Below are 25,520 nucleotides of genomic sequence, written 5' to 3'. Positions count from 1 at the left end.
AACCTGCAGCAGCGCCGGAACCCCGGCCGACACGCCCCAGGGTGGGGTGCCTCTCTGTTTGTCAAGCAGCCCTGGCGGATTGATTCGCCTCTCGTCGATGACGACGCTTTTCGTCGGACAGCATGATGCGCCAGACATGATCGGACAGGTGACGTTTGAGGGCGCGCCTCGCTGCAGCTGGCTTTCTGCCCTCGGCGATTTTCTTGTCGTAATAGGCGCGCCCGGCGCTTGCGGGCATCCGGATCTGCACCACAGCGACGGTGTAGAGCGCGCTGTTGAGCTGCCGGTCGCCGTAACGAGAAAGTCGGTGCCGGTCGGTGTCGGCACTGGCGATCTGCACCGGTGCCGAGCCATTGTAGTTCGCATAGGCCGCCGCGGTCGGGAAGCGATCGGGCCGGCCGGTGCGGCCGATCAGCCGGGCCGCGGTCACCGCACCGATACCATCGATCTCGCGCAGGCGGGTGCCGTGCTCGTCGAGGGTCTCGGCCATCTCCTTTTCGTTCGCCGCGAGCTGGTCGTCCAGGCGGCGGATGTCGGCGATGAGTTCCCGACACAGCCCGACCCGCGTTCGATCGACCGCACTCTTGGCACGGAAGCCCCGCAACAGGGCGGTCGCCGCAGCGGCGGTCAGCGAGGTCGGAGCACCACCGGCAAGCAGCTGTCGAAGCAGCGCGTGGAGTTGATTCATGCTGCGAGTTCTGCTGTTGGACAGATTTGTTCGTCGTTCGTCGAGCAATCCGAGAATCTCTGCCGGACCCTCCGGGTCGACCGGGCTGGCGTCGCCCTGCAGGACGGCCACACACGCGGCTGCGGCGGCGTCGATGCGGTCGTTCTTCCGCCGGCCGCCGCGGGAGAGTTCCCGCACCCGGGCGGTGGCGGTGGTCGGGACGTCGATGACGACCTCCCCGAGTGCCAGAAGCCACTGCGCGAGGTGATGTCCGAGACCGTAGGCGTTCTCGACCGCCCAGGTGCGGTGCGGCCAGGACTTGGCCCAGGCGATCAGCGTCCTGTATCCGGTGAGGGTGGCGTCGATGCGGATCGAGCCGAGGTCGGAATTGGTGGCCGGATCGACCGCGGTGGCGGTGTGGGTGGACTTGTGGGGATCGATGCCGATGACGATCATGGAAGGAGGTTCCCTTCTCTGCTCGGATTGGGGAATCCGCGGAGGACAATCCGACTTCAAGTACCTCTCACAGCAGCTTGTGGTCACGCCTCTCTTCAGTCACTCCGCGAACGCAGACCGGAGGGGTTGGACACACCCCACCAGGGTCAACCCAACGGGCGGGTGACAGGAATTACGCGAGTCAGCCCTTCCGGTCTGCTACGGGACGTTACGGGCAGCTGACCCGATCAGAACCGCTGACACTCATACAAGTCGGAATTACGTGACGGGCAAACCCCTCAACCTGGGGAATTACATGACCGCTGACAGCCGGTGCCGTCGAAGGCCACGTGAACCGCATCAAGATGCTCAACGACGAATGTACAGTCGAGCCGGATTCAACCTACACCGCAAACGAATACTGTTCAGTCACTGACATATTCAGAATCAATCACGAAAAGTGAGCAGCACCAGTTCTCAACCGTCGTCCACCCTTTCGTCGAACCTCCCAACCTGCGAAACGAATTCGAACTTGCCCAGGCACATATGGGAGGGATTCGAACGTGGCCAGACAATAGGAGGCGGACACGCACACAAAGCAAGGGACCGGTCCCCGTGATCGAGTCAGCGAGTCGACGACTTCGGATCACATAGTGGCCCGCACACACTTTGGTATATGCGATCGCTGCGGCCATACGGGAATGATCTATCGCGCGCACGCCACTAGTCGCCTCGCCAATGGCGGCGATCTATTGTGCGAAAGGTGTTCTGCGAGTCACGCGCAGGTTGTGACAATATAATTCGACGGTCGCGATGAAGGGTTCAATCGAGATCGCGACACTGGACACCGACCTGCCAGACCGGACGAGACGCTCACGGTCTTGTAGCTGAGCGTTTCAGCTGTACTGGCGCGGACGTTGCGCAAGCACCTGTATCCGTCGACTCGGACGTCCAGAACAGATCAGATCAGCTCGTCTTACTGGCTGCGGATCCCGACCTGCAAGCTCTTGGTGCGGCCACTACATCCACTGCCTCCACAGTGAAAAGGATGCGCGACGCTGGCTCACGCACGCCCGGCGGTGACAGAACCAGCCCGCTGCTGTTCACCGGCCGGTCCGCTTCTTCCGAGAGAAATTCGAGCTGTGGCTGCGGGCAGCCGCAGCTCGGCGCTCCCCGACTCCGGTAGGCAACGGCCAGTCCGCGTCGCGTACCACGGTGGTGTAGCTCCCCGCCCGGCGCGCGCATCGTCACCTACTCGGCTCTCACGCGGATGGCGGTGCTATCGACCGGACTTCTCGTACGCCACGCGCCCCGGCATGAGTGGTGGCCTCGTGGCGCTCGAGGGGGCCGTCGGACAGCACCCGGAATTCGCCTTGATGACTCCCGGCGGCACGATGCTGCAGTGCGGCTGGGGACTCGTCGGGTCGGACAGCGGTACGCGAGCAGCAATCCCGTCCTTGCCCCAATAACCGTGTCCTATCAGCTCCGATTGCCAGCTGTCACCACACATCGACCTACCCCTGCCCGACCCTGTAGACCTCCTGGTTCGCCGCAACAGTGAGTCCATATCGGAGCCGTGGCCCAATTTGATCAGTACGACTGTTGTGCAGTAAAGTCCCGCCGCTAACGGTAGTGATGATCATGCAGCATTGGCAGATACTTAATGGGCGGTGACTCATGCTCATCCGAGCATAAGTCACCGCCCCTCACCCAGAGATACCGAGCCGTCGATGCCCTACACCGACGTTCCTATACCTTAGGCGTCGATACTCATTCGACGTGACGCACGGAGCATGTCTGCGCACTCGACGACCTTGATGCGCTCGCGGCTTTCGGGTTCACCGAGGCTGCGCTCGTGCACGTCGCGGCGGTGCCAGTCCTGCCACGTCGTGTACGGCACCTGCTTGCCTTCGAGGAACTCGGTGACGGCGTTCTCGTCGGGGTGTGTGCGGGCATGCGCTCGAAGAGGTCGATGCTGACACCGCGTCCGGAGACTGCGGTATCGGACTTCATGAGGACATCGGCGACGGGGGCTCGATCCGTATGCCATCGAGAACGAGGTGGCGAGGACGAGCGTAGATGCCGGCCGGACCGGCACCCACGACGGCAACACGCAATGAACGGCTCACGATCGCCCCTTCGATTTGGTGGTGGGATGGGCGACCGACTGAGTGGCAGTCGATTCGGCCAGCGACCGGGATTCCTTGTCTTCCGCTACCGGGGTAGAGGCACCAATCTCGCGGTAGTTGAGGCTGAACTTGTACGGGCCCATTAGCAGCAGACAGACCACGGAAGCTGCGACCATCCCGATGATCGGCAGCACGCCAGCACTGTAGGAGCCAGTGGCACTGAATATTTGGCCGAGCAGGAAGATGCCTAACGACGAACCCAGGGAGTACATGAAGTAGATAAACGCCACCACGCGACCATAGGAGTGCTGGGGGAAGTACCGGCTCACCATGTACGCAGCCAGATCGGTTTCGGCACCCAAGGCCACACCGATCAATATCGCTCCCAGAAAGATCAGGCCGGTTGCCGACGACCCGATAACGAGAAACACGCCGATCGCTGCCAGCAGAAAAATAAACGTACCCACGAAACGTGCCGGGAAGTAATCCAGCAGATAGCCGACCACCAGACGGGCACCAATCGAGGACAGACTCAACATCGCAAGAATAGAGACCGCGGTACCCTGCTCGATACCCTTATCGGTGGTCATGGGGACGATCTGGGCCATCAGGCCCCAGGTCGCCGACGACACCAGAAGAATTGCAACCGAGAGCAACCAGAACTGCTTGTACGTTCGGGCAATTGTGGCGAAAGAGTCCCCGGCCACCTGGCCTACACGACGCGCGGCCAGACGTACGGCATCGTGTTCGCTTGGCATCCGAGTGATGAACGCGTAGACCGTGACCGGGATGATCGTACACAGAGCACCAATGACCAGATAGGTCGTTCGCCAACCTGCAATTCCGAGCACCCAGTTAGCCAGATAGGGCATTAGCACCCCGCATGCGCCGAGGCCAGCGACAAGGACACCCAAGGCAATGCCACGGCGCTCCTGAAACCACGCGCTAACGACAGCTGAATGTGCCACGGCGCCCACGGCACCCCCACCGGAGCCGATCAAAATGCAGATGAGATAGAAGACAAGCTGATTGTTGGGCACCACGGACAACAACATCATCCCGATACCGAACGGCAGGGCCATCCATACAGACGGCACACTTGGGCCGTAACGGTCGATGAGAACGCCCAGAACAAGGATACTAACGCCTACCACTGCGGTTTCGATGGAAAGACCGTTAGTAACGACGCTCCGCGCCCAACCAAACTCCTCGGCCATCGGTTTTCCAAGGATATTGATCAAGACGTTGACGGTACTCACACCGAACAACAGGGTCAGAAAGCCGGTGATGACATATAACCATGGATTCTGACGGATTTTACTCGCTGGACTCATGGACTCTCCTGATGTTCTTGATATCCAGCTGAAGTCGCTGGCACGTGGCGATGATGTGACGGCAGACACTACAACCGCCGAATGCACCTCCCCCGGCAAGAGTTCTGCGGAGTGGAACAACGCTGATCGTGCGCCTCGATAAGGTCTCGATGTTTCGAAACCCTTGAAGTTCCAGAGGCGAGGTGAAAGAAGTTCCAGCAGCAATGAGTAGGAACGTGACTCAGAGAAGACTGGTTCTACTCCGTCATCCAGTCGTGCCCTGTGCGTGTGACGAGAAGCTCGGCATGGAGAAAATGCGCTCGACGCCCACCTAGGCAGCGCGTTGGGAGATCACCAGGCGAGCTGCGATGCCTCGTTGGTCTGCCCGTCGGCGATGCCCCGGTCGAGCGGTTGGAGCAGCTCCCATGCTCATGAGCCGAGAAAGAGACCCTAGATCTTGCAGGGGCGGGGTCATCCGCCGACAGTGAACGTCGAATTCGCGGCGCTGAACACCAACACCGGCGGCAATGTGGTGTGCAAATTCGATTTGGAGAATCCAGGATGGGAACCAGGGGTCGCATTGGGTGATGTCGCCCGGTTGCCACACGAAACGGTCGGTCGGGTCGATCAAGCGGTATTCAGGCCACGAACTGTGCACCTCGTCATCGGGAACACCCGGGCGCCCCTGGGGACCCCGAATGGGCAGAAAAACGACCAGGTTCCGGCCTCTGGAACGGCCCCTCCGTTGGAGGAAACGATTCCTACACGATCGCAATACCCACCAGTCATAGGAAGGGACCATCTGTGGACTTCACACTAAGCCCGGAGCTGGCTACGTACGTCAACGAACTCAGGTCCTGGTCTAAGCAGGTTGGGCGATTGCATGCGCGAGAGTCGGACACCAATCACGCGCTGCCGAAGAATGCGAACAAGCTGCTCGCCACCTGTCCTGTTCCTCTGAGTGGTGATGTTCTCGCCGGGAACGAATTTCCTAACTTTCCCGACGGTGCTGGAATCCGCGGCGTCGTGTGGCACCAGAGCATCGCATTCGGTGACATCTGGCTCTTCGAAGCCCTCGCTCGTGGGTTGTCTCACCACGTAGTGCGCGCCATCGGTACACCGGAACAGATCGCACGCTGGTACGACCCGATCATCGAGTACGGCACGTGCACAGCGTTCGGGATGTCCGAGCCTGGCGCCGGCTCGGACACGAGCCGAATCGCAACGACAGCGACCCGAAACGGGGACCGATGGGTTATCAATGGGACTAAGATGTTCTGCAGCTTAGGCGCCATCGCGGAGTACGTGCTGGTATTTGCTCTGACGAACCGTCAGGTCGGGCGTGACTCGATCCGGGCGTTCGTCGTACCGCGTGACTGGCCCGGAATAACGGTAGTCAAGGCAGCTGAAGACAAGCTCGGATTCCGGTCCTGGCTTACTACACAGTTGACTTTCGAGGACTGTGCAGTCCCGGAGGATCACATGCTTGGTTGGTCGGCGGGCAGCGGGGTCGAAGACGCCCCCAACGGACTGGATGCGGGCCTTGCAGGACTAAATAACAACAGGCCAAATGTGTCGGCGATGGGGGTAGGCATTGCGGAAGCCGCGCTGGACGAAACCCGCGGCGAGATTCGTTCCCGGCGTCTTGGCTTTACCCCGCAGCGGCTGCGATTCATCGAAGATGAGCTGGAACGTATGCAGAAGACGCTCGATCGGTGCACTGTGGTCAATATGTGGGCTCAGTCAGTGCGTGACGACCTTAACGTGGACAATCGGCGCGAGGCCTCACTGGCCAAGGCTTTGGGGCCACCCAACGCCGACCGGGTCATTCGGCGGTGCATGCAGCTGCTCGGTCCGGATGGGGCATCGGAGAACCTGCTGTTGGAAAAGTGGTATCGGGACATCAAGATCCTCGACATCTTCGAGGGCACTGGGCAGGTGCTGCGAACAGTCGTCTCGAGGCAGCTTTTCGGATCACGCAGGGGTGCCTGAGCAAGTCCATCACAAAGGGCGCCACTATTCGAGAAGTGACGTAGGGCGTGTTTTTAGCGGACCGACATGGGGTAGGTGTACAGCGAGGTTCGGCCCTGCGCAACAGCGCATGACCGAACCTCGCGCAGGAGCAATCCGGACCTTCCCAGGGGAATCCAGGAAACTACTTCCCCTAGGGCGCCGTGGTGCAAGTAGTTTGACGGTCAACTTGTCGCGAGCGACTAGAAGATTCGGTCACACCCAATTCCTGGCCGACTCGGTGGGGTGCGGATATACGCTCTCTAGAATGCGTATCTCGTCTTGGACACAGTTCGATTCAGAAATGACCTGCCGCAATCGCTCGATGAATCGGCGCATTGTCATTCCGAAGTGGACAAAGATTTCCTCCTCGGTGGCGCCCCCGAAAGGTGCCCATATGCTGGCAAACTCAATGAGGCGCTCCGCCTCGGAGTCAGGATGTTTGCGTTTGCGGTTGACTCCGAGCGAGGCGGCGCGACGCCGTTGGCGCCACTGGCGATACTCACGAGAGTTCATGGGAATTCACACCTCCAATGTCCGGACAGCCGAAGCCTGAAAGTTTGGAACCCTTGCTCCATGCGAGGGAAATGCGCAGAGTGCCAGTCCCTCTCGACTGTCAAATTACTTATGCCACGCTGCAGTAGGATCTAGGACGATGCTGCTGACCTCCCCATGAGGCTGCGGCCAACTAGCACGCGCATGATTTGCCCGGTTCCCTCGAATATGTCAAGGATTTTGACGTCGCGATACCACTTTTCCAGCAGTAGTTCCGTGGATGTACCGTCCGGGCCAAGGAGTTGCATGCAGCGACGGATAACCCGGTCGGCGTTCACCGGACCGAAAGACTTGGCGACCGACACCTGGGTGCGATTGTGAATCCCGTTGTCTTTGAGCCATTGGGCTGCGATATTCAACTGCCGGCCACGATCGAGGGCCCAGGCCATCCGGTCGAGCTCGTCGGAGATCGTCGACCACTTGTGAGGCGCGAAACCGAGTCGACGTTCACGCAGCAGTGCGGTCGTCACATCGAGAGCGGCCGAGGCAACTCCGATCGACTGGTTGGATACGTTGGGACGGTTGTCGTTCAGGCCGGCTAGTCCGGCGTTTAGCCCACCGATCGCGCCGGTATCGGTATCGGGGCGCCAACCCAGCAAATGCTCCTGCGGGACGACCACATCGTCGAAGGCCAGCTGTGAGGTTGTCCAGCAGTGCAGCCCGAGTTTGTCCTCGTTGGCTTTGACCACCGTGAAGCCCGGGTGCCCGCGCTCTACGACGAACGCCTTAATACCGGAGCTGGTCGTGTCGCCGGCAACTCGCGCGAAGACCACGATGTACTCGGCCAGTGCCCCAAGACTGCAGAACATCTTGCTGCCGTTGATCACCCATGAATCACCATCGCGGACGGCGGTGGTTGATAGGTGGCTGGTATCGGAACCGATACCAGGTTCGGACAGGCCGAAACCGGTCTTGCCGCCGGTGGCGATAATGGGATCCCACCACCGGGCTTTCTGATCCGGCGTGCCGATCGCATTCACTACAAAATGACCGACACCCCGGTTGAGTGCCTCCGAGACCCACATGTCGCTGTAGGCGCACGCCTCGAACCAGACCGCGTCCCGAGCACCGGGGCCGTCCGGAAAGTCAGGGAAGGCATCGCCGACCACTTCATCCCGTCCGAGGGGAACTGGTGCAGTCTCGAGGATCTTGTCGGTGTCCTCAGGGAGGGCGTGCTCGGTGTCGGTTTGGCGGGCGTATCCCCAAGCGACGGAGGAGCCCCATTCCTTCAATGCGGTCGAGTATTCCTTGAGTTGGGGGCTCAGGGTTGACAGTGTCATCAGAAACGTTCCTTATTTTCAGTCGTCAGAGAGCCGGAGCGAAGGCCTGGCAGGTGGGGTCGAGATCCAGCGCGGCGAGGCTGGCGGTGGCGCGATACCACCGCTCGACGGGGTGATCAGTCAGGAAGCCGTGGCCGCCGAGGACCTGGACACAGTCACGAGTGACCTCGGATGCGGCTGTACAGGCGTAGCCGACCACATGCGACACGGCCCGTTCCGGGTCTGCAGTGGCTGGTTGGGTCACCATGGTCAGCGTCTGTCGGATCTGCAGCCACGACGCTTCAATCTTGATGTGGGCGTCCGCGATGAGGAAGGCGATGCCTTGGAATGAAGCGATCGGTCGCTCGAAGGCGATTCGTTCGGTGGCGTATTTCGCTGCGTACTCGACTGCCCGGCGGGCGCATCCCACAGCTGCTGCCGCCGCGCACAGGCGGATGATCGAGGTGTAGGTCGAGAGTAACCTGCGGTCTGCGTCAGTGCTGCCGAGGATGGCGGTTTCGGGGATCAGTACGTCCATATCGGCACTGACGGTCGGCACTGCGTCGAGACCGAGCTGGGTGCCTGAAGGCCGTAGGCCCAGTTCTTGCCCCTCGTACGCACCCGGTTCGATGATCGCGGCGCGCAGCCTCTGGGTAGTCGGGTCGACGCCTACCACGATCAGGGGAGCTCCGTCGGAGGGCAGCTGAACCGCGACCTTCTGTCCCCGCACCCGATACCCGTCACCCTCCCGGACAATGGTGGTCTGGTACTCGGAGGGTGCGCGTCCGTACCCTTCGTAGAGGGCGAGCCCCGCACGGTGCAGCGGGTTCGACGCAAACGCCGGCAGGTAGGTCGTGCGCTGCGCCTCGGTCCCGCAAATGCCGATGATGACGGCTGCCGAACCGTTCCACAACATCGATACCGTCATCGCAGCGTCGCCGTAGGCGAGTCCCTCGGCCACCAGCAGCTGCGACAGAGCGTCAGGTACACCGCCGCCGCCGTACTCGACGTCGACCGGGGCGACCAGTCCGGTGGCATGCAAGGTCCGCAGCACACTCTCCGGAATTGCCTGTGCCTTCTCCGCGGCGTGTGCTGCCGGATCGAGGACTTCGAGGGCCAGGCTCGAGACGAGTTCCTGGATTGCGGTCTGTTCGTCCGTCAGGGACAGGTCGAAGGTCATCGGTTCTCCTGTGTGGGGGTGTGGGTGTTCGCGGCGAACGGTACATCCGCCGAAACCCTATGTAGGTGTGGATGTTCCGCCGGTTCTTGTCGGACAGCGATCACAGGACTGTCTCAAGCGTGGCGCGTTGGGAAATAGCTCGCCGGCACTTCATGATCAGGCGTGGATTGCTCATGGCGACAGCGCCGACCACAACGCCGGCGTCGTCGGCGTAGATCGCGGCCCACTGCTCGGGGTCGTCCTCGCCGATCAACGTGGCCAGCCGTCCGGTCTTGGGTCGCCCGACGATCTGGACGCGACGCTCGTACTGGTCGGACCACACGTAGGGCACCTGGGCCTGGGGGCGATCCTGGTCGAGGATGGCGGCCGCCACCAGGTCCCCGTGCTCGTTCGCGTTCGTCCAGTGCTCGATACGCAGGTGTTCGCTGTAGAGGCCGTGCGGCCAGCGCGCGATGTCGCCGGCCGCGTAGACGTTGTTGGTGCCGACAACGCGTAGGTCGTGGTCGCAGCTCACGCCGTCGGACAGTGGCAGGCCGGAAGATTTCAGCCAGTCGACAGCGGGTACGGCTCCGATACCGATCACAACGGTATCGGCGTCCAGGGTGCGCCCATCGGCGAGTTCGACCGCACTCACCCGCCCCTCGCCGAGGAAGCCTGTGACCAGTGAGTCGGTGAGGACTACTGTTCCGCGGCGGCGGTGGAACTCGGCGAACCGGGCCCCGACCGTAGACCCCAGCAGATGGGCGAGGGGCTGGTCCTGCATCTCGACGATGGTGACGGCGATGCCGCGTAGCCTAGCGGCCGCGGCAAATTCCGCCCCTATGAACCCACCGCCGATAACGAGGGCACGTTTGGAGGTCTCGAGCTCCCGCTTGAGTGCCAGCGAGTCCGCTGCCCCACGAACCGTGAATACTCCCTGCAAGTCCTGGGCACTGGGCAAGGTGCGCGGTATCAGACCAGTAGCGATCACGAGGTTGCTGTATTCGAGAACCTCACCGGTGTCGAGTGTGACGGTCGAAGTTCCAAGCTCCTGCGCGACGGCAGTGGTCCCGAGGCGTAGATCGATTTCCAACTCCGCAAGATCTTGCGGGGACAGTAGCGGGGGCGGCGCGGCCGGGCTGCCCTCGGCGAGCATGGCTTTCGTAAGCGGAGGCTTATCGTAGGGACTGAACTCCTCCCGTTCGATCACGACGATCTCTCCGGTGTATCCCCGCCCTCGGAGGGACTGCGCACAGCGAATCCCGGCCACCGAGCCTCCGACGATCACGATAGGTCTCATGGGTACATTCCGTTTCTCTCTTTGCTAACGATCGATTACCGATCGTCCTGTCTTGCAGTCACGGAGGCACGGTGGCGTTCCACGTCACTGAACGGCATCCGAGGCAATTTCCTAAAAGTCCTCGAGCCAGCACCCGATCTCGAAAGCGGTCCTGCGTACTCTGTCGGCGTCAGTTGGTTCAAGTCCTTGCCCACCGACCCGAGTCACCGAAACAGCTGCAACCACGCGCTCGTCCTGGAAGATCGGTGCCGCTACACAGTGCACACCCGCGTGCGATTCCTCATTCTCGTAGGCGGCCCCGTCCCGGCGAATCTTGTCGAGCTGCCGCAGCAGCAGACCGGGTGCGGTTATCGAACCGCGCGCGCTCACCGGCAACGGTTTGGCCAACACATATCTGAGCATTTCGGTGTTGTGCGCCAGCAGTGCTTTGCCGACTGCGGTACATGTCGCCGGCATACGGGATCCGACCCGTGTGGGCACCGCCGTCCCTCCTGAGGCTGTGAGCTTCTCGAGGTACAGCACCTGATCGTCATGCAGGACAGCTAGATGCACCGTCGCCCCGGTCCGTTCGAACAGTCGAGCAAGCGGAGTTTGTGCCTGCGCCACCAACGACATCCACGACGATGAGCTCAACACACCTTGCAACAGGAACCACCCTGGACCGAACTGGTACTTGGGGCCGATATGGGCGACCAAACCCTCATTGATGAGCTCACTGAGGATACGGTGCGTCGTGCTCTTGGGCAGCTCCGATGCCACCGCTATCTGGGTCACGCCGGTGTCGCGGCCACCCAGGGAGGCCAGAGCCCGCAGGACTCGTGCGGCCTTGGCGATCGACGAGACATTCCCGAGTGTCTCCTCACAGCTGGTGGGAGCGGGGGTGGTCAGTGTCATCATGCGTACTCCGATTCGAGGCATCAGTTTGATGCAAATGAACCCCACGGCATTTTCGTAGGCTGACAAGTTTTATGGTTGCATATGTTGTACCTAAACACAACGAATCGGCGTACAGTTCGTTCTAAGGCAAGTATCTGAGTACCGCACCGCGGAAGGGCGATGCGGCTGGCTATCCTGTTGGGCGGTGGATCAGTCGCTGGACGGCAATGTTGCAGTGACGGGTGACGAGCTTCGTGCCGCAGAACTCGGCGCGATGCAGTGAACCGGCAGGCTATAAGGCCATAGCGCGGAGCGGACCACACAACCACGCTGGACAGGGGAAATATGAAGACACTGAAAGAGGTAGTCGTGCGGAGCGGTTCTGATGACCGGCAGCCGGCGGGATCGACGCGCGACCGACTCGTTGTCTCCGCTCTCGCCCTCTTCGCAGCATCTAGTTTCGACGGTGTATCGATTCGCGACATCGAGCGGCACGCAGGCGTCGAACGTGGCCTGGTCGCGTATCACTTCGGCTCGAAGCAGAGCCTGTGGAACGAAGTCGTAGATACTATTTTCCAGCCGTACGTCGAGGAAATGACGGCATTGTCGTTCGCGCTGCGTGACGTCACCGCCACCGAACGCGGTCGGGCGTTGCGCAAGGCATATGTCCGGTTCAACGCCCGCTACCCGCAGTTCTTCCGGCTACTGGTCATGGAAGGCATGGTCCGCACCGAACGCACCAAAAGGCTGGAGGACCACCTCAGGCGGGTCACCGCACTTTACAAAGATATGCTGGGCCTGAGTGATCTGGAGCGCGTCGAGGACCTATCCATGATGTTCTTCATCCTAGGAGCGTCAGCGACACCGTTCATCCTCCCCGCGTTCGCCGTGCCCAGCTTGAACGTGCTGGGCGATGACATCAAGGCCACCGATCCCGAGTTCCTCGAACCCTACGCGGACATGATCGCCCGGGTATCGGTACGCCACGAGAAAGCAGGCGAGGTCTAACAGGACCGCACCAGTGTTACACGAAGATTATGCGCTAGCTATTGTCGTCGCTTTCGAGTCACCATCGTCCGGAGGGTGTGGGGCCCACGTTGCCGCGTGCCGGCATCACGGAGTAACACCACCGCTCCGGACCTCGATGAATTACCACACATGTACGGTCCTGAGCTGGTACCAGAAGAAGTTGACCGAGAAAATGCACAGTCCACGCAACCCACAGGAGTTACTCATCCGTTAGGTGGCCGACACACCGACTTTAAGGAACTCGATCGCGTTCCCGCCGAGGATAGCGGTGGCGTCCGCGACGGTGATGTCGCCACAGGCTACGGCGGCATGCACGATGCCAGGGACACCGGCGAGTTGGCCCGGCACGAAGGGATGGTCGGTGCCCACCATCACGCGTCCTGCCCCAAAGCGGTGCACCAGCAACTTAAGATGTGCCGGATCAAACACGAGTGCGTCCACCCACAGTTTGCGGGTGAGCTCGTCGAGACGTTCAACGTCACCGTGGCCGCCGAGTTGGGCAGCCATCCGCAGCCGGGGATAGGTCCACGGATAGGCGCCGCATCCATGTGCCAGAACGATTTTTAGATCGGGAAACTCGTCCAACACACCGCCGAACACCAATCCGGTTGCAGCAACGGCGGTATCGGTAAGCATGCCAATCCCGAAGTCGTAGGGTTGGCCACCGCGACGGATGACGCCGGTGCCGCCGTCCATCGGGTGGACAAACAGCACCGCGCCGAGCGCCTGGGCCGCGGCGAAGAATGGCCGCAACTGTGGGTCGTCCAGCTCGCGTCCGGCGATGATCGTACCTATTTCGACGCCACGCAGCCCGAGATCGGTCATGATCCGGGTAAGTTCATCGATTGACGCCCCCACGTCCTGGAGGGGCACTGTACCCAGGCCGATAAGCCGCCCATGCGATGCAGCAACCTCGGACGCCAGAGCGTCGTTGAGAGCGCGGGCGAAGCGGACCGCTGGATCGGAGTCGGCCCAGTAGGTCAATGTCACCGGGATAGGCGACACCACTTGAGTGGTCACGCCCGCAGCATCAAGTTCGGCCAATCGGGCCGAGAGGTCCCACAAAGGTGGCTGGACCTTTCGAAAAATACTGTCGCCGCACATAATTCGTCCACTTTCATCGCCGATTACCAGGGTCGGCCAGCGGGGGTCACCGGTATAAGCACCGAGGTCGGGCAGCCCAGTCGGGAACAGATGGGCATGAACATCAACTATATGATCGTGATCGGCCATTACTATTTCGCTTCCTTCAGGTCCTTCCGGTCAAGCTACGGCTGGCTGGCTACCGCGAGTCGCTGCGTTTTCCGGTGGCCGGAACATCTCCGAGAGCCGGAACGTCGACAATTGACCAGAACTTTCCCAAGCACGTCCTCCCACTTCCCATCCATCGCATCGCTACGAGGGTCCCATGACTTCCCCTTCCACGATTTCTCTCACCCCGCAGGTCGATACCGCCTCACTTGACCTGCGACCGTCCGACAAGGCGCTCGAACTTCGCGACACGCTCGTGGACTTCATGCACAGCCACGTTTTCCCCGCAGAGCACGACTACGAGCACTACCGCCGACAGGCGGGGCCGGACGACCACACCGTGCCGCCGGTGGTGGAGGAGCTGAAGGAAAAGGCCCGGGCCCGCGGTCTGTGGAATCTGTTCCTGCCCGCCGAATCCGGCATCGGCCAACTCGACTACGCCGGCCTCGCCGAAATCACCGGCTGGAGCCTGCACCTGGCGCCTGAGGCGACCAACGGCCAGGCACCGGACACAGGAAACATGGAGCTGCTCCATCTGTTCGGCACCGACGAACAGAAGATTCGGTGGCTCGAGCCGCTGCTGAACGCGCAGATCCGCTCGGCGTTCTCCATGACCGAAATCGCGGTGGCGAGCTCGGATGCCACCAACATCGAAACCCGCATCGAACGCGACGGGGACCACTACATCATCAACGGTCGCAAATGGTGGACCAGCGGCGCCGCAGACCCGCGCTGCACACTCCTGATCGTCATGGGCAAGACCGATCCCACAGCGGAGACCCACCGCCAACAGTCGATGATTCTCGTCCCCATCGACACCCCCGGCGTCACCATCGTGCGCGACGTGCCGGTGTTCGGGCGTTACGACCAGCACGGTCACTGCGAGGTCGTGTACGACAACGTGCGCGTCCCCGCCGGCAATCTACTCGGCGAGGAGGGCGCGGGCTTCGCCATTGCCCAGGCCCGCCTGGGCCCTGGCCGCATCCACCACTGCATGCGGGCGCTCGGAGCGGCCGAGCGCGCGCTGGCATTGATGACCGTGCGCGCGAAGTCGAGGATCGCGTTCGGCAAGCCGCTCGCGGAGCAGGGCGTCGTACAGCAGCAGATCGCCGAGTCCCGCATCGCGATCGACCAGGCACGTCTGCTGTGCCAGCTCGCCGCGAAGACAATCGACGAGCACGGCAACAAGGCCGCGGCGCCGTATGTCTCCGCCGCGAAGGTGTCGGTGCCCCGCGTCGCACTCGAGGTCATCGATCGTGCCATCCAGGTGCACGGTGGAGCCGGTGTCAGCGACGACGTTCCGCTCGCCGCCATGTATGGCTGGCACCGCTCCATGCGGCTCTTCGACGGCCCCGACGAGGTCCACCTACGCACTATCGCCAAGACCGAACTGCGCAGGTACGCGTGATGACCTTCTTCTCGAACGACCTGTCCGGTTCGGGCGCGGCGGAGGAAGCTTCCGTTGCCGCGCTGGAGACCACCGTGGCCGAGCTCGCCGCCTTGGGGCCTCGTGACCTGGGGGCAACCGATTGGCTGACCATCGACCAGAAACGGGTCGATCAGTTCGCCGACGCCACCGACGACCATCAGTGGATTCACGTCGATCCGGTCCGGACCGCGACGGGACCGTTCGGTTCCACCATCGCCCACGGCTATCTCACCTTGTCGTTGGCTCCTCGCCTGCTCGAGCAGCTGCTGACGATTTCGGACCAGGTGCGGGGCACCAACTACGGACTCAAACCCGGTACCGGTCGGCGCGCAGATCCGCCTCGCAGCACAGCTGGTTGATACGCAGGTCCGCGCCGACGGAGGCGTTCAGTACAAGGTCGCAGTGCGCGTCGACCTCCGCGGCCACGACAGGCCGGCGATGGTCGGCGAGTCGATCTACCTTGCCTACGCAGCGCCGCAGGCACAACAGAGCTGACTGCGTCCGCTACACGCCGCGACAAACGATCAGGAGAGACGAAATGCTAGCCTTCCGACTCGACGACTACATCGGTCCGGACGGTCTGACCCTTGTAGATGTCGACACACCCCAACCGACCGATCACGAAGTGCTGCTGCGCGTGGAGGCGGTGGGTGTCAATTTCCCGGACCTGCTGATGACGAAGGGCAATAACAGAACAAGCCGACTTTGCCGGTGATCCCCGGATGCGAGGTGGCTGGCACCGTGGTCAGCGCACCGGCCGGTTCGGGCTGGACGGCGGGGGACCGTGCGGCCGCGTTCGTGTGGCAGGGCGGCTTCGCTGAGCAGGTAGCGGTCCCCCTCAGCTCCATCGTGCCGATACCGGATGCCGTCAGCTTCGAGTTCGCGGCCGCGATGGTCGTCAACTACCACACAGTGCATTTCGCCCTCGCCCGCCGCGGCAGTGTCAAAGCAGGGGAAACCGTGCTTGTCATGGGCGCCGCCGGTGGGATCGGCACCGCCGCCCTCCAGGTCGCGAAAGGGTTGGGCGCTCGCGTCATCGCCGGCGTCTCTGACGCGCGACGAGCGGGTATCGCCGCAGCCGCGGGAGCTTCTGAAACCATTGTCCTCGAACCGGGGTTTGCGACGAAGCTGCGGGAGATGACCAATGGGCGGGGGGTATGGATGTCGTGCTCGATCCGGTCGGCGACTGGTTGTTCGACGAAGCAATCCGAGGCCTTGCCCCCGAAGGCCGGGTCCTTGTCGTGGGCATCGCCGCCGGCAAGATCCCCGAGATCAAGGTCAACCGTCTTCTGCTAAGAAACATCAGCGTCGTTGGGGTCGCGTTCGGAGCGTTCCTCGGCCTCGACAGCAACCTGATGAGGCAGCAAGCTGCCTCCCTCGACCGCATGATCACGGACGGCGTGCTGAAACCGCAGATGGGAATCCGCTTCGGCTTCGACGACCTCCCCAAGGCATACGAGCGCCTCGACCGGGGAGAAATCGACGGCAAGGCTGTCATCCTGCTCGATTAGTGCTGGCAGGCCGATCTCGACCCCCACCCCTTCGAAAGGTGATCCACGTCCGCCCCATAGTCTCGCGAACCTGCAGCGTTACTCGACACCCGTGACGGTGTCGCGGTCATCACCTTGAACAGGCCGAACGCCCTCAATGCAGTCAACGCGGCCCTGTAAGTCCGCAGTGGGCTCGCTTCTCGAGCAGGCCGAAGCCCCCCGGTGCGGGCGCGATCGTACTGAGCGGCGCCGGTCTCGCATTCTGCGCCGGCGCCGACCTCAAAGCCCTCGCAGCCGGTGACGACATCAATGCCGAGGGCCATCCGGAATGGGGTTTTGCCCGCTACGTGCAGCACTGGGTGAGTAAGCCGACCATCGCCGCCGTCAACGGTTTCGCCCTCGGCGGCGGCACCGAACTGGTCTCGGACTTGGCAGCGGTCGACGAAACCGCGCAGCTGGGCTTGCCCGAGGTCAAACGCGGCCTGTTGGCTGACGCTGACCATCCGGCTCCAGCAGCAAATTCCCCGCAAGATCGCCCTCGAACTCGCGTTGACCGGAGACCCGATTGAACCGTCCTGGACGAGGTGGAGACTCCTGATCTAACAAGGAGAATGCTGGTATGCCTGCGCCGAAGAAGTACGACGCCGAGACCCAGGAACGCGCCGTCCGGATGTATCGGGACCGGATCGCCGAGCACGGAGGCTCGAAGGTCGCCGCCCGTCGCCATGTCGGCGAGTTGCTCGGCATCGCACCGGCGACGCTGAGGAACTGGATCGAGCGGGAGGAGAGCCGCCCGGCCCCCGGCGCATCGTCTTCGGCACCCGACGTGTTGGCCGAGGTCGCCAGACTTCGCCGAGAAGTATCCGAATTACGGAGAGCAAACGAGATTTTGAAGACCGCGAGCGCGTTTTTCGCGGCGGCGGAGGTCGACCGCCGACTGCGGTGATCGTCGACTACATCGACGCGTACCGTTCTCAATTCGGGGTCGACCCGATCTGTGCCGTGCTCACCGAGCACGGCATCAGCATCGCCCCGTCCACCTAATGGGAGAGTCGGATCTGTTCCGACACGAAGAAGCTACTGGCAGGAGGTCCCTGAGATTTTACCGATCCGGGCGCAGTCTGAAGCAGCTCCGGTCGTTCCCACGCGCTAGAGAACCGATTCCGTCGCTTGTCCGCGTTCGCCGGTGAGGTCGACCTCGGGCACCCCGGCTCGCGGCTGCGGACGTCCGCTCCCCCAGCCTCAGGACCGCGCTCCTCGCACTATCACAATGCCTGGCGGGTAGCTGATCCTTTGGCCCTCATCGCCGAACGCAGTCTTCCGTCGGTGCTGTCGACCGGTTCCACCACTGCCCACTCGCCACGAGACGTGACTGCCGTGGACGATAGACACGGACCACACGACGGGGGCGGCACATTGCGCACGCGAATCATAGCGACGCTAGCTAGCCTCGCCGCGCTAGCTATACCCTCCGTGCAATCTCGGGCGCGGTCGCGGAATTCTCGGCGCACAGTTGCTGACGATGCCATTTCCGCGCCCACCCGCTCGGGGGAACACGAATGGACAACCGGCTCACGCTCGGGCACTGACGTCAGTGAAATGGCGTCTTGCTCTCTCCCGCCACCAAGGTCCACGAGATGGGTTCGGGTTCGTCAACCGGTCAGCAACTCAACGCGCGTGTCGACACGCGGACTGATACGCCCGGCGCACGGCCTGATCCCCTGCGCGGCCGCGATGGCATCTGCCGACACCGTACTCGGCTCATGGCGCGATCAACCGCAGCCACCCCCGTCGTCAAGCGCTGGCGACGGCAGTAAGGACGAAGGGGTGACCGGCGACCGCGAAGGCCGTACGGGCTGTCTGCACTCCGCATGCCGTCCGGGCTCTGGAACTGGTGACCGGAGTGTGCCGCGCCGACAGTGCTGACGGACGAGGACGCATTGGCGAGCACCGTCGAGATGAAGCGCGACAGGGTCCGGCCGTCACGGGGAGTCCGGGGCAACGGGGTCGTCGCCGACACCCGGCGCAACCGCAGCAACGGTTTCGCACTGGATCTCGCCACCGGATCTACGTGCCTACGGATGTGCCCCCTCCACCGTTCTCGTGTGAGCTGAATGAGTCATCCGCATGGCATGCAACGCGGCGTCCGCCCGGCTGCAATGCGCAGATGCTCGACGACGGTGCAATGGCGTTGCGTCCGCTACCCGGTTCACAGACCGATTGTGCGTTGCGTCCGAACGCGCGCCGCGTTGCGTTGCACACCTCGCGGCCGTCGGTGTTGCGTTTCCGCACCCCAGCGTTGCATTGCATTGCGACCCTTCTCGTTGGTCTGCAACGTCTGCCAGCGTTGCGGTCAGAGTCGCTCGCTTGAGTGTTGCGGGTATTCGGGGCTTCTTGTGGGTGAGATTCCGGCCTTCCCAGTCAAGCCGCGGAGAGTACGGACTGGCCGTCGACGCCTGCGGGGGGGTGCGAAGTTCAGGGTGCCCGACCAATGTGTACTGCGGATCGAGTATTGCCGCATTGCGTCCGTCCGCCATCTCCTCGAGCTCCGGCAACGGGGGCGTCCTGAACCCGGCGTCGACCGCGCGTTGCGCGACCTTGTCGGACCGGCGCATTGCGGTGCTGGCGGCCTTGGCCCGCGTGAGCGTGGCGATCTCTGTGTCGCTGTGCTGTTCGAGGATTCGCAGTCGGGCCGTTTCTTTCACGACAGGCTCGAAGTCGGCGCAGGTGTCGATGAAGTCGAGGAGGTTCTCGATGGTCTGGGCCTCGTCCTGCAACACGAAGGGCTCTTGCGAGTCATCCGGCGCATCGCCGACCGTCAGCGCATCGGCGTTGCGTCCGTCCAGCGCGTTGCGTGCAACGTGCTCCTCGGTGTGGGCTGCATCGTTGGTGAGGTCATTCGGGTTCGGTTCGGTGGTTGCGCGGCATCCGCAACGTCAGCGCGATCCGCAGGTTCGACCGCTGCGGCCTCATGGCTGCCGTGGAGTGCTGAGGACGGGTCTGCCGTTGCAGCGTCGGCGAACTGTGCAACGGATTTAGTGATGCGCGGCGCAACGTTGTGGTTCTGTGCAACGGCGGGGACCGATGCAACACCGGGGCTACAACACTGAGGTGCTGCACAACGCTCGGAGCAACAAGGCCCCCCATGCAGGGTGGGAAACAACGCGTGCAACAACGTCCTCCGTCACTGCAACCAGGCGGATTCGGGCGCCTCCTCGCGCAACGGCCAGTGCAACGATGTGCGGGCTGTTGAAGCTCTGCGCTCTGCTCGGTTGTCAGTTGTGGGGATTCGTGGGGTTGTCCGGTAATGCTGCGCCACCAACGCGGCTGTGCAATGAGCTTGTTGGGCTGTGCAACGAGCTCGTTGGGCTGTGCAACGAGCTCGTTGGATCGAGGATCACATTTGAAAGGCCGGTTACGGCCGGCTGTGTTGTTGCGGAGACTTGGATCAGGCGATGACGGCAGTTGTGCGAGGTGCACGTCGAGGGAAACGGAGTTGTTCGACGATCCAGTCCCGGGCGACATGCCTCGCAACGGTCACCGCGATCACTGTCTTTTGACTCGGAAGGGGCCGGGATGTTGCGTCATCCTCGCGCGGGCCAAACCTCCCCGCGGATGACCAGGGGCCTCCACCGGAGTTGCCACCGCTTATCACCTGACAACTGCGTTGCTGGTCGGAGCGAGGGGTCGCCAATGTTGACGTCGCTCGCTCCGGGCGTGCAACAGCCACTCTTTATGCGGGGAGCAGCTCACGGGCAGGCTGGTAGTCGGCCTCGGTGTCGAACGGCTGCGGCAGGGGCGGCACGGAGAAGCCCTCGTATTCTGCAGCGGCGACGAACGACTTCCAGCGCCTGCACACCGTGGATCGGTCCACGTTGATCTGTTGCGCAACCTGGACCTGCTTGAGGTGCGGTTCGCGCACGAGCATTGCTGCAACGTCCTTCACCGGATCGGGCAGGGTGCATTCCTCGAGGAACTGGGTGAGCCCTTCGTGGGTTTGTGGCCACCCGTTGCGGGTCCGCGGCACAACCGGCTCGACCTGTTTCGTGGGCGGCTCAACGATGTTGACGGTTTCGGATTCTGTCGCGCCGAGTTCAGCGGTTGCTTCGCCGTGTTGCGGAGCACGCGAGCCTTCGGGTGCAACCGCAGAGGTTGCCGGTGCGACGGATCCTGCGTGCTCGATCTCCGGGACACGATTCGCCGCAGGCGCCTGCAACGGGTGTGCACGCTCTTCCCGGATGGCGCGCAACATGAGGGTGAACATGTGCAACAGGGCCAGCCACAGCAGCGGGAAGATCATCGCGATCCCGGCCGCGATCGGAGCTGGCTGGGGAATGAAACCCAGGTCCTCCCCCGCTGCCACGCGGGCCGCGTTGCGGACTGCCAGTTGGTAGGCGTGGTACCCGTTGCCGGCCACGCTCAGGAACACCGTCACGTAGGCCAGCGTCTGGCAATATCTGCGGGCCGACCGGTGCTGCCCTGTAATACCCAGCTCAACGAGTCCGACCGTTGCAGCGGCCTGCGCAACGTCGATCGCAACAGGTGCCATCCATGCGCGGCTGGGCCGTATACCGATCTCGATCGCGAGTTGCCGTAGCGCATCGAACGACAACGTGAACATCAACGCCGCGATCACCAGCGTCATCACTGCAACACCCAGCAAGGCGAGCTTGCTCGCCCGCAACGGTGTTGCATCCTCAGTTGTATCGTCTGTCATAGCTGGGAAACCTCCAGATTCCTGGTGAGGGGCCCGCCACACGGAGGTGCAACTCCCGGCGGGCCCCGCTGCGTGTTTCGGTCGACCGTTCCGCGTATGCGGCTGCGCTGCCCGGGTCGAAGGTCCCGTCGGTGCGCGCCGACGCGACCATCTTCAGCGTTCACGGATTCTCGCGTGGATGCGCGGCGTATGTGAAGCAGGTGGGCGTAGTCAAGCAATCAACGCAACATAGCAACGCTAGCTATAGCTGCTAGCGGTACTAGCAGCCATTCTTGGTGAGATACTCAACCAGCGCCGCGTCGGTGACCGATGAGATGGTGATGCTCCGATCGCCGGTCTCGTAGCGCAGCTTGTCGACACCGCGCGTCAGTCGGGCCTTGGTCGAGGGTCGTAGCCGGACGTTGTGTTGTTCGCTGAGCTTCTCGACAGTCGATGCCGCCTCGGGTGCAGGAATCCTGACCGGCGTGACGGGTGCGTCGGCGACGGGTCTGATGGTTGATTCGGTCGGGAGTTGCGTCGGCTGCTCGTCGGCGGCGGCCGGTGCGGGGGTTTTAACGACCCGGGGGCGCTCCGGCAGATCTGCGGCCGGGTGTGCCGGCCTGCGGATAGCGGGTTCACGTTGGACGCTCATACGGTCGCTCCTGCGGTCTTGATGGGTAGTTCCTTGAGAAGGTCGGTGTAGGCGAGTTGCAGTGACAGCGACTTCCCGCCGGTGAATTTGTGGATAGGGGTGCGGGCGCTGTGGGCGTCCTGCCGCGTGGCGTATTCCGGGATGGTAGTGCGTGCGACGAGGTCGCCGTAGACCTCGCGCAGCTCGCTCTCTCGGAATCGGTGCTCGCCTGTCCCCCGCTGTCGGCTCAGGACGATCTTGTCGATCTGCAGGTTCGGGTTGGGGCGCCTTTGGACGTTCTCGACGGTTTCGAAGAGTTTGGTGACGCCTTGAACGCTGTCGATGGTGGGTTCTGTGACTGCGATGACCCCGTCGACTGCACAGAAGACGGCGAAGAGGAGTTTGCCGAGTGATGGTGGGCAGTCGAAGAGGACGGCGTCGTAGGCGGAGAGGTCGAGGCCCTCGAAGGCGATGTCGAGGCGGAAGATGAGGTCGTTGGCCCCATCCGATTCGATGTTCGCGAGTGCCTGGTCGGCCGGGATGAGGTCGACACCGTCCCATGGGGTGGCAACTACGGCGTCGATCGCCGTGCCCGACGCGGTTCGGCTCATCAGGTCGTAGGTTGTCAGCATGTCGTCGGTGATGGTAACGCCTACGCCGTTCGTGGCGTTTCACGCGTGCGGCGGTTACCTACCCTCGTCAGGTGGGGTCTTGGCCTGTCTGCCTGCGTAATTGGCGTCTGGTGATGATGCCTCGACTGAGCGCGGCAGGGCGTTGGCCGACGTGATACAGGTCGTTGTTGTACGGGCAGGGAAAGACTGCGAGACCCCTGGTGGTGTGGAGACGTTTACGGACTGTCTTGGCGTCGGATCTGAGGAAGTAGCCGCGTTGTTTGCAGCGCCTGCACCAGGTCCAGCGTGCGGACGGGTTGTGTGATCGGTGGGTTGTCATCGCGTGTGCCTCTTCTCGTGCGCTCGTGGACTGACGCCGCCGTGTCGTCAGACGGCGCGGGTGATCTGCAGGTTCAGCCAATCGGAGACCCACTGGATGGCGTTGCGGCCGGCGTTGTCGACGACCAGGGTTTGGTAGCTCTGGTGGGCACCGGAGGCGAAGAAGCTGGCCGCGTTCAGGCCCTCACTAACGACCGCGGCGAGATCCTCGGCCCCCTGCGAGCGCGCCATCGTGGACACAGATCCGGACAGTCCGTGCAGGTCCAGGGTTTGAGCTTGCGTGGTGATCGCGTTACCCACCGAGTTGGCCTGCTTCCCGAGTAGCGCGGGGTCGGTCTTGCTGGCTTTGCCGGTGAGCATGTTCGCGGCCACCGAGGCGAGTTCGAGTCCGAGGGGAATCAACGCCGCGGTCTGCGCCGCGGCACCAAGGGGGTCGGGTAGCACTCCGGGCGGTGGGAAGAGTTTGTCCGCAGCGGCCCAGGCAATTTCCTGGGCCTGGCCGGCGATGTTGGCCAGCTTGATCACGTCGACGTTGCCGAGAATGCTGGTGACCAGCGCTGCGATCTGGGTGTAGCCGGTCGGGTCTGGGATGATCGAGAGTATTTGGGAGACCCACTTCAGGTCGACACCGGCGGCCATCTTCACCAGCGGCACGAACTGCACGTTCAGCTCTCGGGCGGCGTCCCGCGCGCCGCGGACATCGCCGGCGGCGATCTTCTGTGGGAGCACGATCAGGTTGTGCAGGATCTTCGGAATGTCGAGGGCGGTGATGCCGGTGACCACGTTAAGGGCCTGCTCGACGACGACTGTCGGTTTGAGGACCGACAACACGCTCGATGCGGTCGACAGGGCATCTGCGGGGGTGGCGGCGACGGGCGCGATCTGACTACCGAGTGACGCGGCGGTGGTGGAGAGCTGCGAGATTTGCGGGTCGGTGGGGAGAAGCGTGGTGGTGCCACTATTCGAGAGCTTGGCCGCGGTGTTCACGATTGTGGCCACCGAGTCCAGTGCACCGGTCAGGTCCGCGTGGCTGGCTGCGGTGAGGACCTGCGCGGCCGCATTTTCCGGCGTGCCGGCCGGGGCTGCGGCAAGGCCCGTGGTGGCGGCACTGTTTGCGGCCCCGGACTGGAGCAGCTCGGCCAGTGGTCGAAGGGTATTCGACAGCGAGGTCGCAGTGTCGGCGACCTGGTTCACATCGACCAAGCCGCCGGAATCTATGCCGCGCAGTTGCTTTCCGAGAACGTCCAGATTCGAGCCGAGACCGGGCAGGTCAGCATCGGCGAAATCCGAGGTCAGCGCGGTAGCGACTGCCGCGTTACCATCTCCAGCATCGGTGGCGCCTGGGGTCTTCGACAGGATCGATCCGAGCGATCCGAGGAACGGGTTGGCACCCTTCTGGATCGAGCAGTACAGATCTTTCGGATCACAGATCGAGGCGACCCGCCCCGATAACTTGCCCATGCCCTGTTCCCTGGGACCGGCGATCCCCTGCCCGGAGGTCTTCGGCCCGACCGTCGCGGCGCCCTTCGTACCGGCGCCGGGATCGGCGAGCAAGGCCACACCGAGGACCCGGTCCGCGTCGACCGGTCCTCTATCGTTCCCGATTGCCGACGCGAGATCACCTGCAGCGTCCGAACCTTGGGAGTAGCCGGTGATGGTGATCTTCGCGTCCGGGCATTCGTTGGTGTAGTTCTTCAGCACGGCGTTGGCCTTGCTGACCGCGTCGGCTTTGCTGTCAGCGTAGGTGTGGCCGTTATCGAACGCGCGCGCCATGTACGGCAGCGTGTATACCTGCGCTCGGGCGCCGTTCTTCGCCTTGATCGCCTCCGCGACGGGGGCCAGCATGCCCACCGGCCGGTTCGGGTCGGCGTGCTCATTGGTCTCCCATGTACCGGGAATGAACAGGTTGAACGTCGACGAGCAACTGGCCGGGTCGGCATGCGCGATCGCGGAACCTGAGATGAGCGCGGTCCCGGATAAGACTGCGGTGGTGGTGATCACCGCGATCCCACCTCTGGCGAACCGTGCCATCTTCCGGACTCCTATCGCACTGCAACCGAGGGTTTTCCGGCTGTCAGTGTCAGGTAGTGGTCCTTCTACCAGCGACGACCCCCGCACGCGGTCGGGCGTGTCGGCAGTGGCGTGATCAGGACTGCAGTCGTATGGCCCCGGCGGGCACGGTAGGACGGCGCTCGAGCCAGGAGTGGGAACTTATGCGTGTCTTCTTGTCATCGCCGGAATGGGGACACAAAGTGTCGCGAGCGACCGTTGACATCAGGCTAACCGGGGCGCAACCAGAGAAGCCGGCGGTTCAACCCCCGCAGCACTGGACAATGTGTTC

18 protein-coding genes, 6 pseudogenes and 1 other annotated feature are annotated in these 25,520 nt (G+C 62.9%); of the genes and pseudogenes, 9 read left to right on the top strand and 15 right to left on the bottom strand.

Annotated features, from left to right (window positions below; all coding sequences use genetic code 11):
- Nucleotides 1-61: 61 nt before the first annotated feature.
- The 4 genes and pseudogenes from L1080_RS35455 to L1080_RS35440 all read right to left on the bottom strand — a co-directional run bounded on the left by L1080_RS35455 (nt 62) and on the right by L1080_RS35440 (nt 4,565).
- Entirely contained in the window at nt 62-1,123 is a 1,062-nt protein-coding gene (locus tag L1080_RS35455) for an IS110 family RNA-guided transposase (RefSeq protein WP_250774697.1), read from the bottom strand.
- A gap of 1,735 nt (nt 1,124-2,858) precedes the next feature.
- Nucleotides 2,859-3,044: pseudogene (locus L1080_RS35450) on the bottom strand (pyridine nucleotide-disulfide oxidoreductase); the annotation flags it as partial.
- Between the two features lie 5 nt (nt 3,045-3,049).
- Nucleotides 3,050-3,234: pseudogene (locus tag L1080_RS35445) on the bottom strand (hypothetical protein); the annotation flags it as partial.
- Entirely contained in the window at nt 3,228-4,565 is a 1,338-nt protein-coding gene (locus L1080_RS35440) for an MFS transporter (RefSeq protein ID WP_250774689.1), read from the bottom strand. The pseudogene L1080_RS35445 and the gene L1080_RS35440, both read right to left, overlap by 7 nt.
- A 783-nt stretch (nt 4,566-5,348) precedes the next feature.
- Between L1080_RS35440 and L1080_RS35435 the strand changes: the two genes are divergently transcribed.
- On the top strand, nt 5,349-6,536 hold the full coding sequence (locus L1080_RS35435; protein ID WP_250774688.1) for an acyl-CoA dehydrogenase family protein: 1,188 nt from the start codon (nt 5,349-5,351) through the stop codon (nt 6,534-6,536).
- Between the two features lie 234 nt (nt 6,537-6,770).
- Here the strand turns inward: L1080_RS35435 and L1080_RS35430 are convergent, their stop codons facing one another.
- From L1080_RS35430 to L1080_RS35410, 5 genes are all read right to left on the bottom strand, one after another.
- A complete protein-coding gene (locus L1080_RS35430; protein WP_250774687.1) occupies nt 6,771-7,070 on the bottom strand; it encodes a hypothetical protein in 300 nt (99 codons plus the stop codon).
- Nucleotides 7,071-7,201: 131 nt separating this feature from the next.
- Nucleotides 7,202-8,341: an acyl-CoA dehydrogenase family protein gene (locus tag L1080_RS35425; protein WP_250774686.1), complete on the bottom strand. Its 1,140-nt coding sequence runs from the start codon at nt 8,339-8,341 to the stop codon at nt 7,202-7,204.
- A gap of 73 nt (nt 8,342-8,414) precedes the next feature.
- The gene (locus L1080_RS35420; RefSeq protein ID WP_250774684.1) at nt 8,415-9,548 is read right to left on the bottom strand and encodes an acyl-CoA dehydrogenase family protein; all 1,134 of its coding nucleotides are present in this window, start codon (nt 9,546-9,548) and stop codon (nt 8,415-8,417) included.
- Nucleotides 9,549-9,648: 100 nt separating this feature from the next.
- Nucleotides 9,649-10,827: an NAD(P)/FAD-dependent oxidoreductase gene (locus tag L1080_RS35415; protein WP_250774682.1), complete on the bottom strand. Its 1,179-nt coding sequence runs from the start codon at nt 10,825-10,827 to the stop codon at nt 9,649-9,651.
- Between the two features lie 111 nt (nt 10,828-10,938).
- Nucleotides 10,939-11,724 carry an IclR family transcriptional regulator gene (locus L1080_RS35410; protein ID WP_250774680.1) on the bottom strand — a complete coding sequence of 262 codons (786 nt, stop codon included), beginning with the start codon at nt 11,722-11,724 and terminating at the stop codon, nt 10,939-10,941.
- A 324-nt stretch (nt 11,725-12,048) separates the two neighbouring features.
- Between L1080_RS35410 and L1080_RS35405 the strand changes: the two genes are divergently transcribed.
- Entirely contained in the window at nt 12,049-12,711 is a 663-nt protein-coding gene (locus L1080_RS35405; protein ID WP_250774678.1) for a TetR/AcrR family transcriptional regulator, read from the top strand.
- A gap of 231 nt (nt 12,712-12,942) precedes the next feature.
- Here the strand turns inward: L1080_RS35405 and L1080_RS35400 are convergent, their stop codons facing one another.
- Nucleotides 12,943-13,965: an amidohydrolase family protein gene (locus tag L1080_RS35400; protein WP_250774676.1), complete on the bottom strand. Its 1,023-nt coding sequence runs from the start codon at nt 13,963-13,965 to the stop codon at nt 12,943-12,945.
- Nucleotides 13,966-14,140: 175 nt separating this feature from the next.
- Here L1080_RS35400 and L1080_RS35395 point away from each other — a divergent pair, with 175 nt between their 5' ends.
- The 7 genes and pseudogenes from L1080_RS35395 to L1080_RS35365 form a co-directional block, all read left to right on the top strand.
- Nucleotides 14,141-15,391: an acyl-CoA dehydrogenase family protein gene (locus L1080_RS35395; protein ID WP_250774674.1), complete on the top strand. Its 1,251-nt coding sequence runs from the start codon at nt 14,141-14,143 to the stop codon at nt 15,389-15,391.
- A 62-nt stretch (nt 15,392-15,453) separates the two neighbouring features.
- Nucleotides 15,454-15,907: pseudogene (locus L1080_RS35390) on the top strand (MaoC family dehydratase).
- A gap of 43 nt (nt 15,908-15,950) precedes the next feature.
- The gene (locus L1080_RS35385; protein ID WP_250774671.1) at nt 15,951-16,127 is read left to right on the top strand and encodes a hypothetical protein; all 177 of its coding nucleotides are present in this window, start codon (nt 15,951-15,953) and stop codon (nt 16,125-16,127) included.
- Nucleotides 16,124-16,513, top strand: a pseudogene (locus L1080_RS35380) (NADPH:quinone oxidoreductase family protein); the annotation flags it as partial. The gene L1080_RS35385 and the pseudogene L1080_RS35380, both read left to right, overlap by 4 nt.
- 56 nt (nt 16,514-16,569) lie before the next feature.
- Entirely contained in the window at nt 16,570-16,923 is a 354-nt protein-coding gene (locus L1080_RS35375) for a zinc-binding dehydrogenase (protein ID WP_250774668.1), read from the top strand.
- Nucleotides 16,924-17,031: 108 nt separating this feature from the next.
- Nucleotides 17,032-17,469: pseudogene (locus L1080_RS35370) on the top strand (enoyl-CoA hydratase-related protein); the annotation flags it as partial.
- A 52-nt stretch (nt 17,470-17,521) separates the two neighbouring features.
- A pseudogene (locus tag L1080_RS35365) lies at nt 17,522-17,943 on the top strand (IS3 family transposase); the annotation flags it as partial.
- Nucleotides 17,806-17,937 (top strand) — a sequence feature (AL1L pseudoknot). (Overlaps the previous pseudogene by 132 nt.)
- Before the next feature lie 1,034 nt (nt 17,944-18,977).
- On the opposite strand, the gene L1080_RS35360 reads toward L1080_RS35365, so the two are convergent.
- The 5 genes from L1080_RS35360 to L1080_RS35340 form a co-directional block, all read right to left on the bottom strand.
- The gene (locus L1080_RS35360) at nt 18,978-19,682 is read right to left on the bottom strand and encodes a hypothetical protein (RefSeq protein ID WP_308202187.1); all 705 of its coding nucleotides are present in this window, start codon (nt 19,680-19,682) and stop codon (nt 18,978-18,980) included.
- Between the two features lie 953 nt (nt 19,683-20,635).
- On the bottom strand, nt 20,636-21,619 hold the full coding sequence (locus tag L1080_RS35355) for a DUF2637 domain-containing protein (RefSeq protein ID WP_250774667.1): 984 nt from the start codon (nt 21,617-21,619) through the stop codon (nt 20,636-20,638).
- A gap of 259 nt (nt 21,620-21,878) precedes the next feature.
- The gene (locus L1080_RS35350; RefSeq protein WP_250774665.1) at nt 21,879-22,250 is read right to left on the bottom strand and encodes a hypothetical protein; all 372 of its coding nucleotides are present in this window, start codon (nt 22,248-22,250) and stop codon (nt 21,879-21,881) included.
- Complete coding sequence (locus L1080_RS35345) at nt 22,247-22,861, bottom strand: ParA family protein (protein ID WP_250774663.1); 615 nt, start codon at nt 22,859-22,861, stop codon at nt 22,247-22,249. Before L1080_RS35345 ends, L1080_RS35350 begins: the two co-directional genes overlap by 4 nt.
- A gap of 366 nt (nt 22,862-23,227) precedes the next feature.
- Nucleotides 23,228-25,210 (bottom strand): cutinase family protein, encoded by a 1,983-nt coding sequence (locus L1080_RS35340; RefSeq protein ID WP_250774661.1) that lies wholly within the window; start codon nt 25,208-25,210, stop codon nt 23,228-23,230.
- Between the last annotated feature and the right edge of the window lie 310 nt (nt 25,211-25,520).

This window comes from Rhodococcus sp. MSC1_016, from assembly GCF_023667485.2.
Lineage (GTDB): Bacteria > Actinomycetota > Actinomycetes > Mycobacteriales > Mycobacteriaceae > Rhodococcus_F > Rhodococcus_F oxybenzonivorans.
Note: the sequence above shows the minus strand (reverse complement) of the source record. Positions and strands in the feature narration are given on the sequence as shown.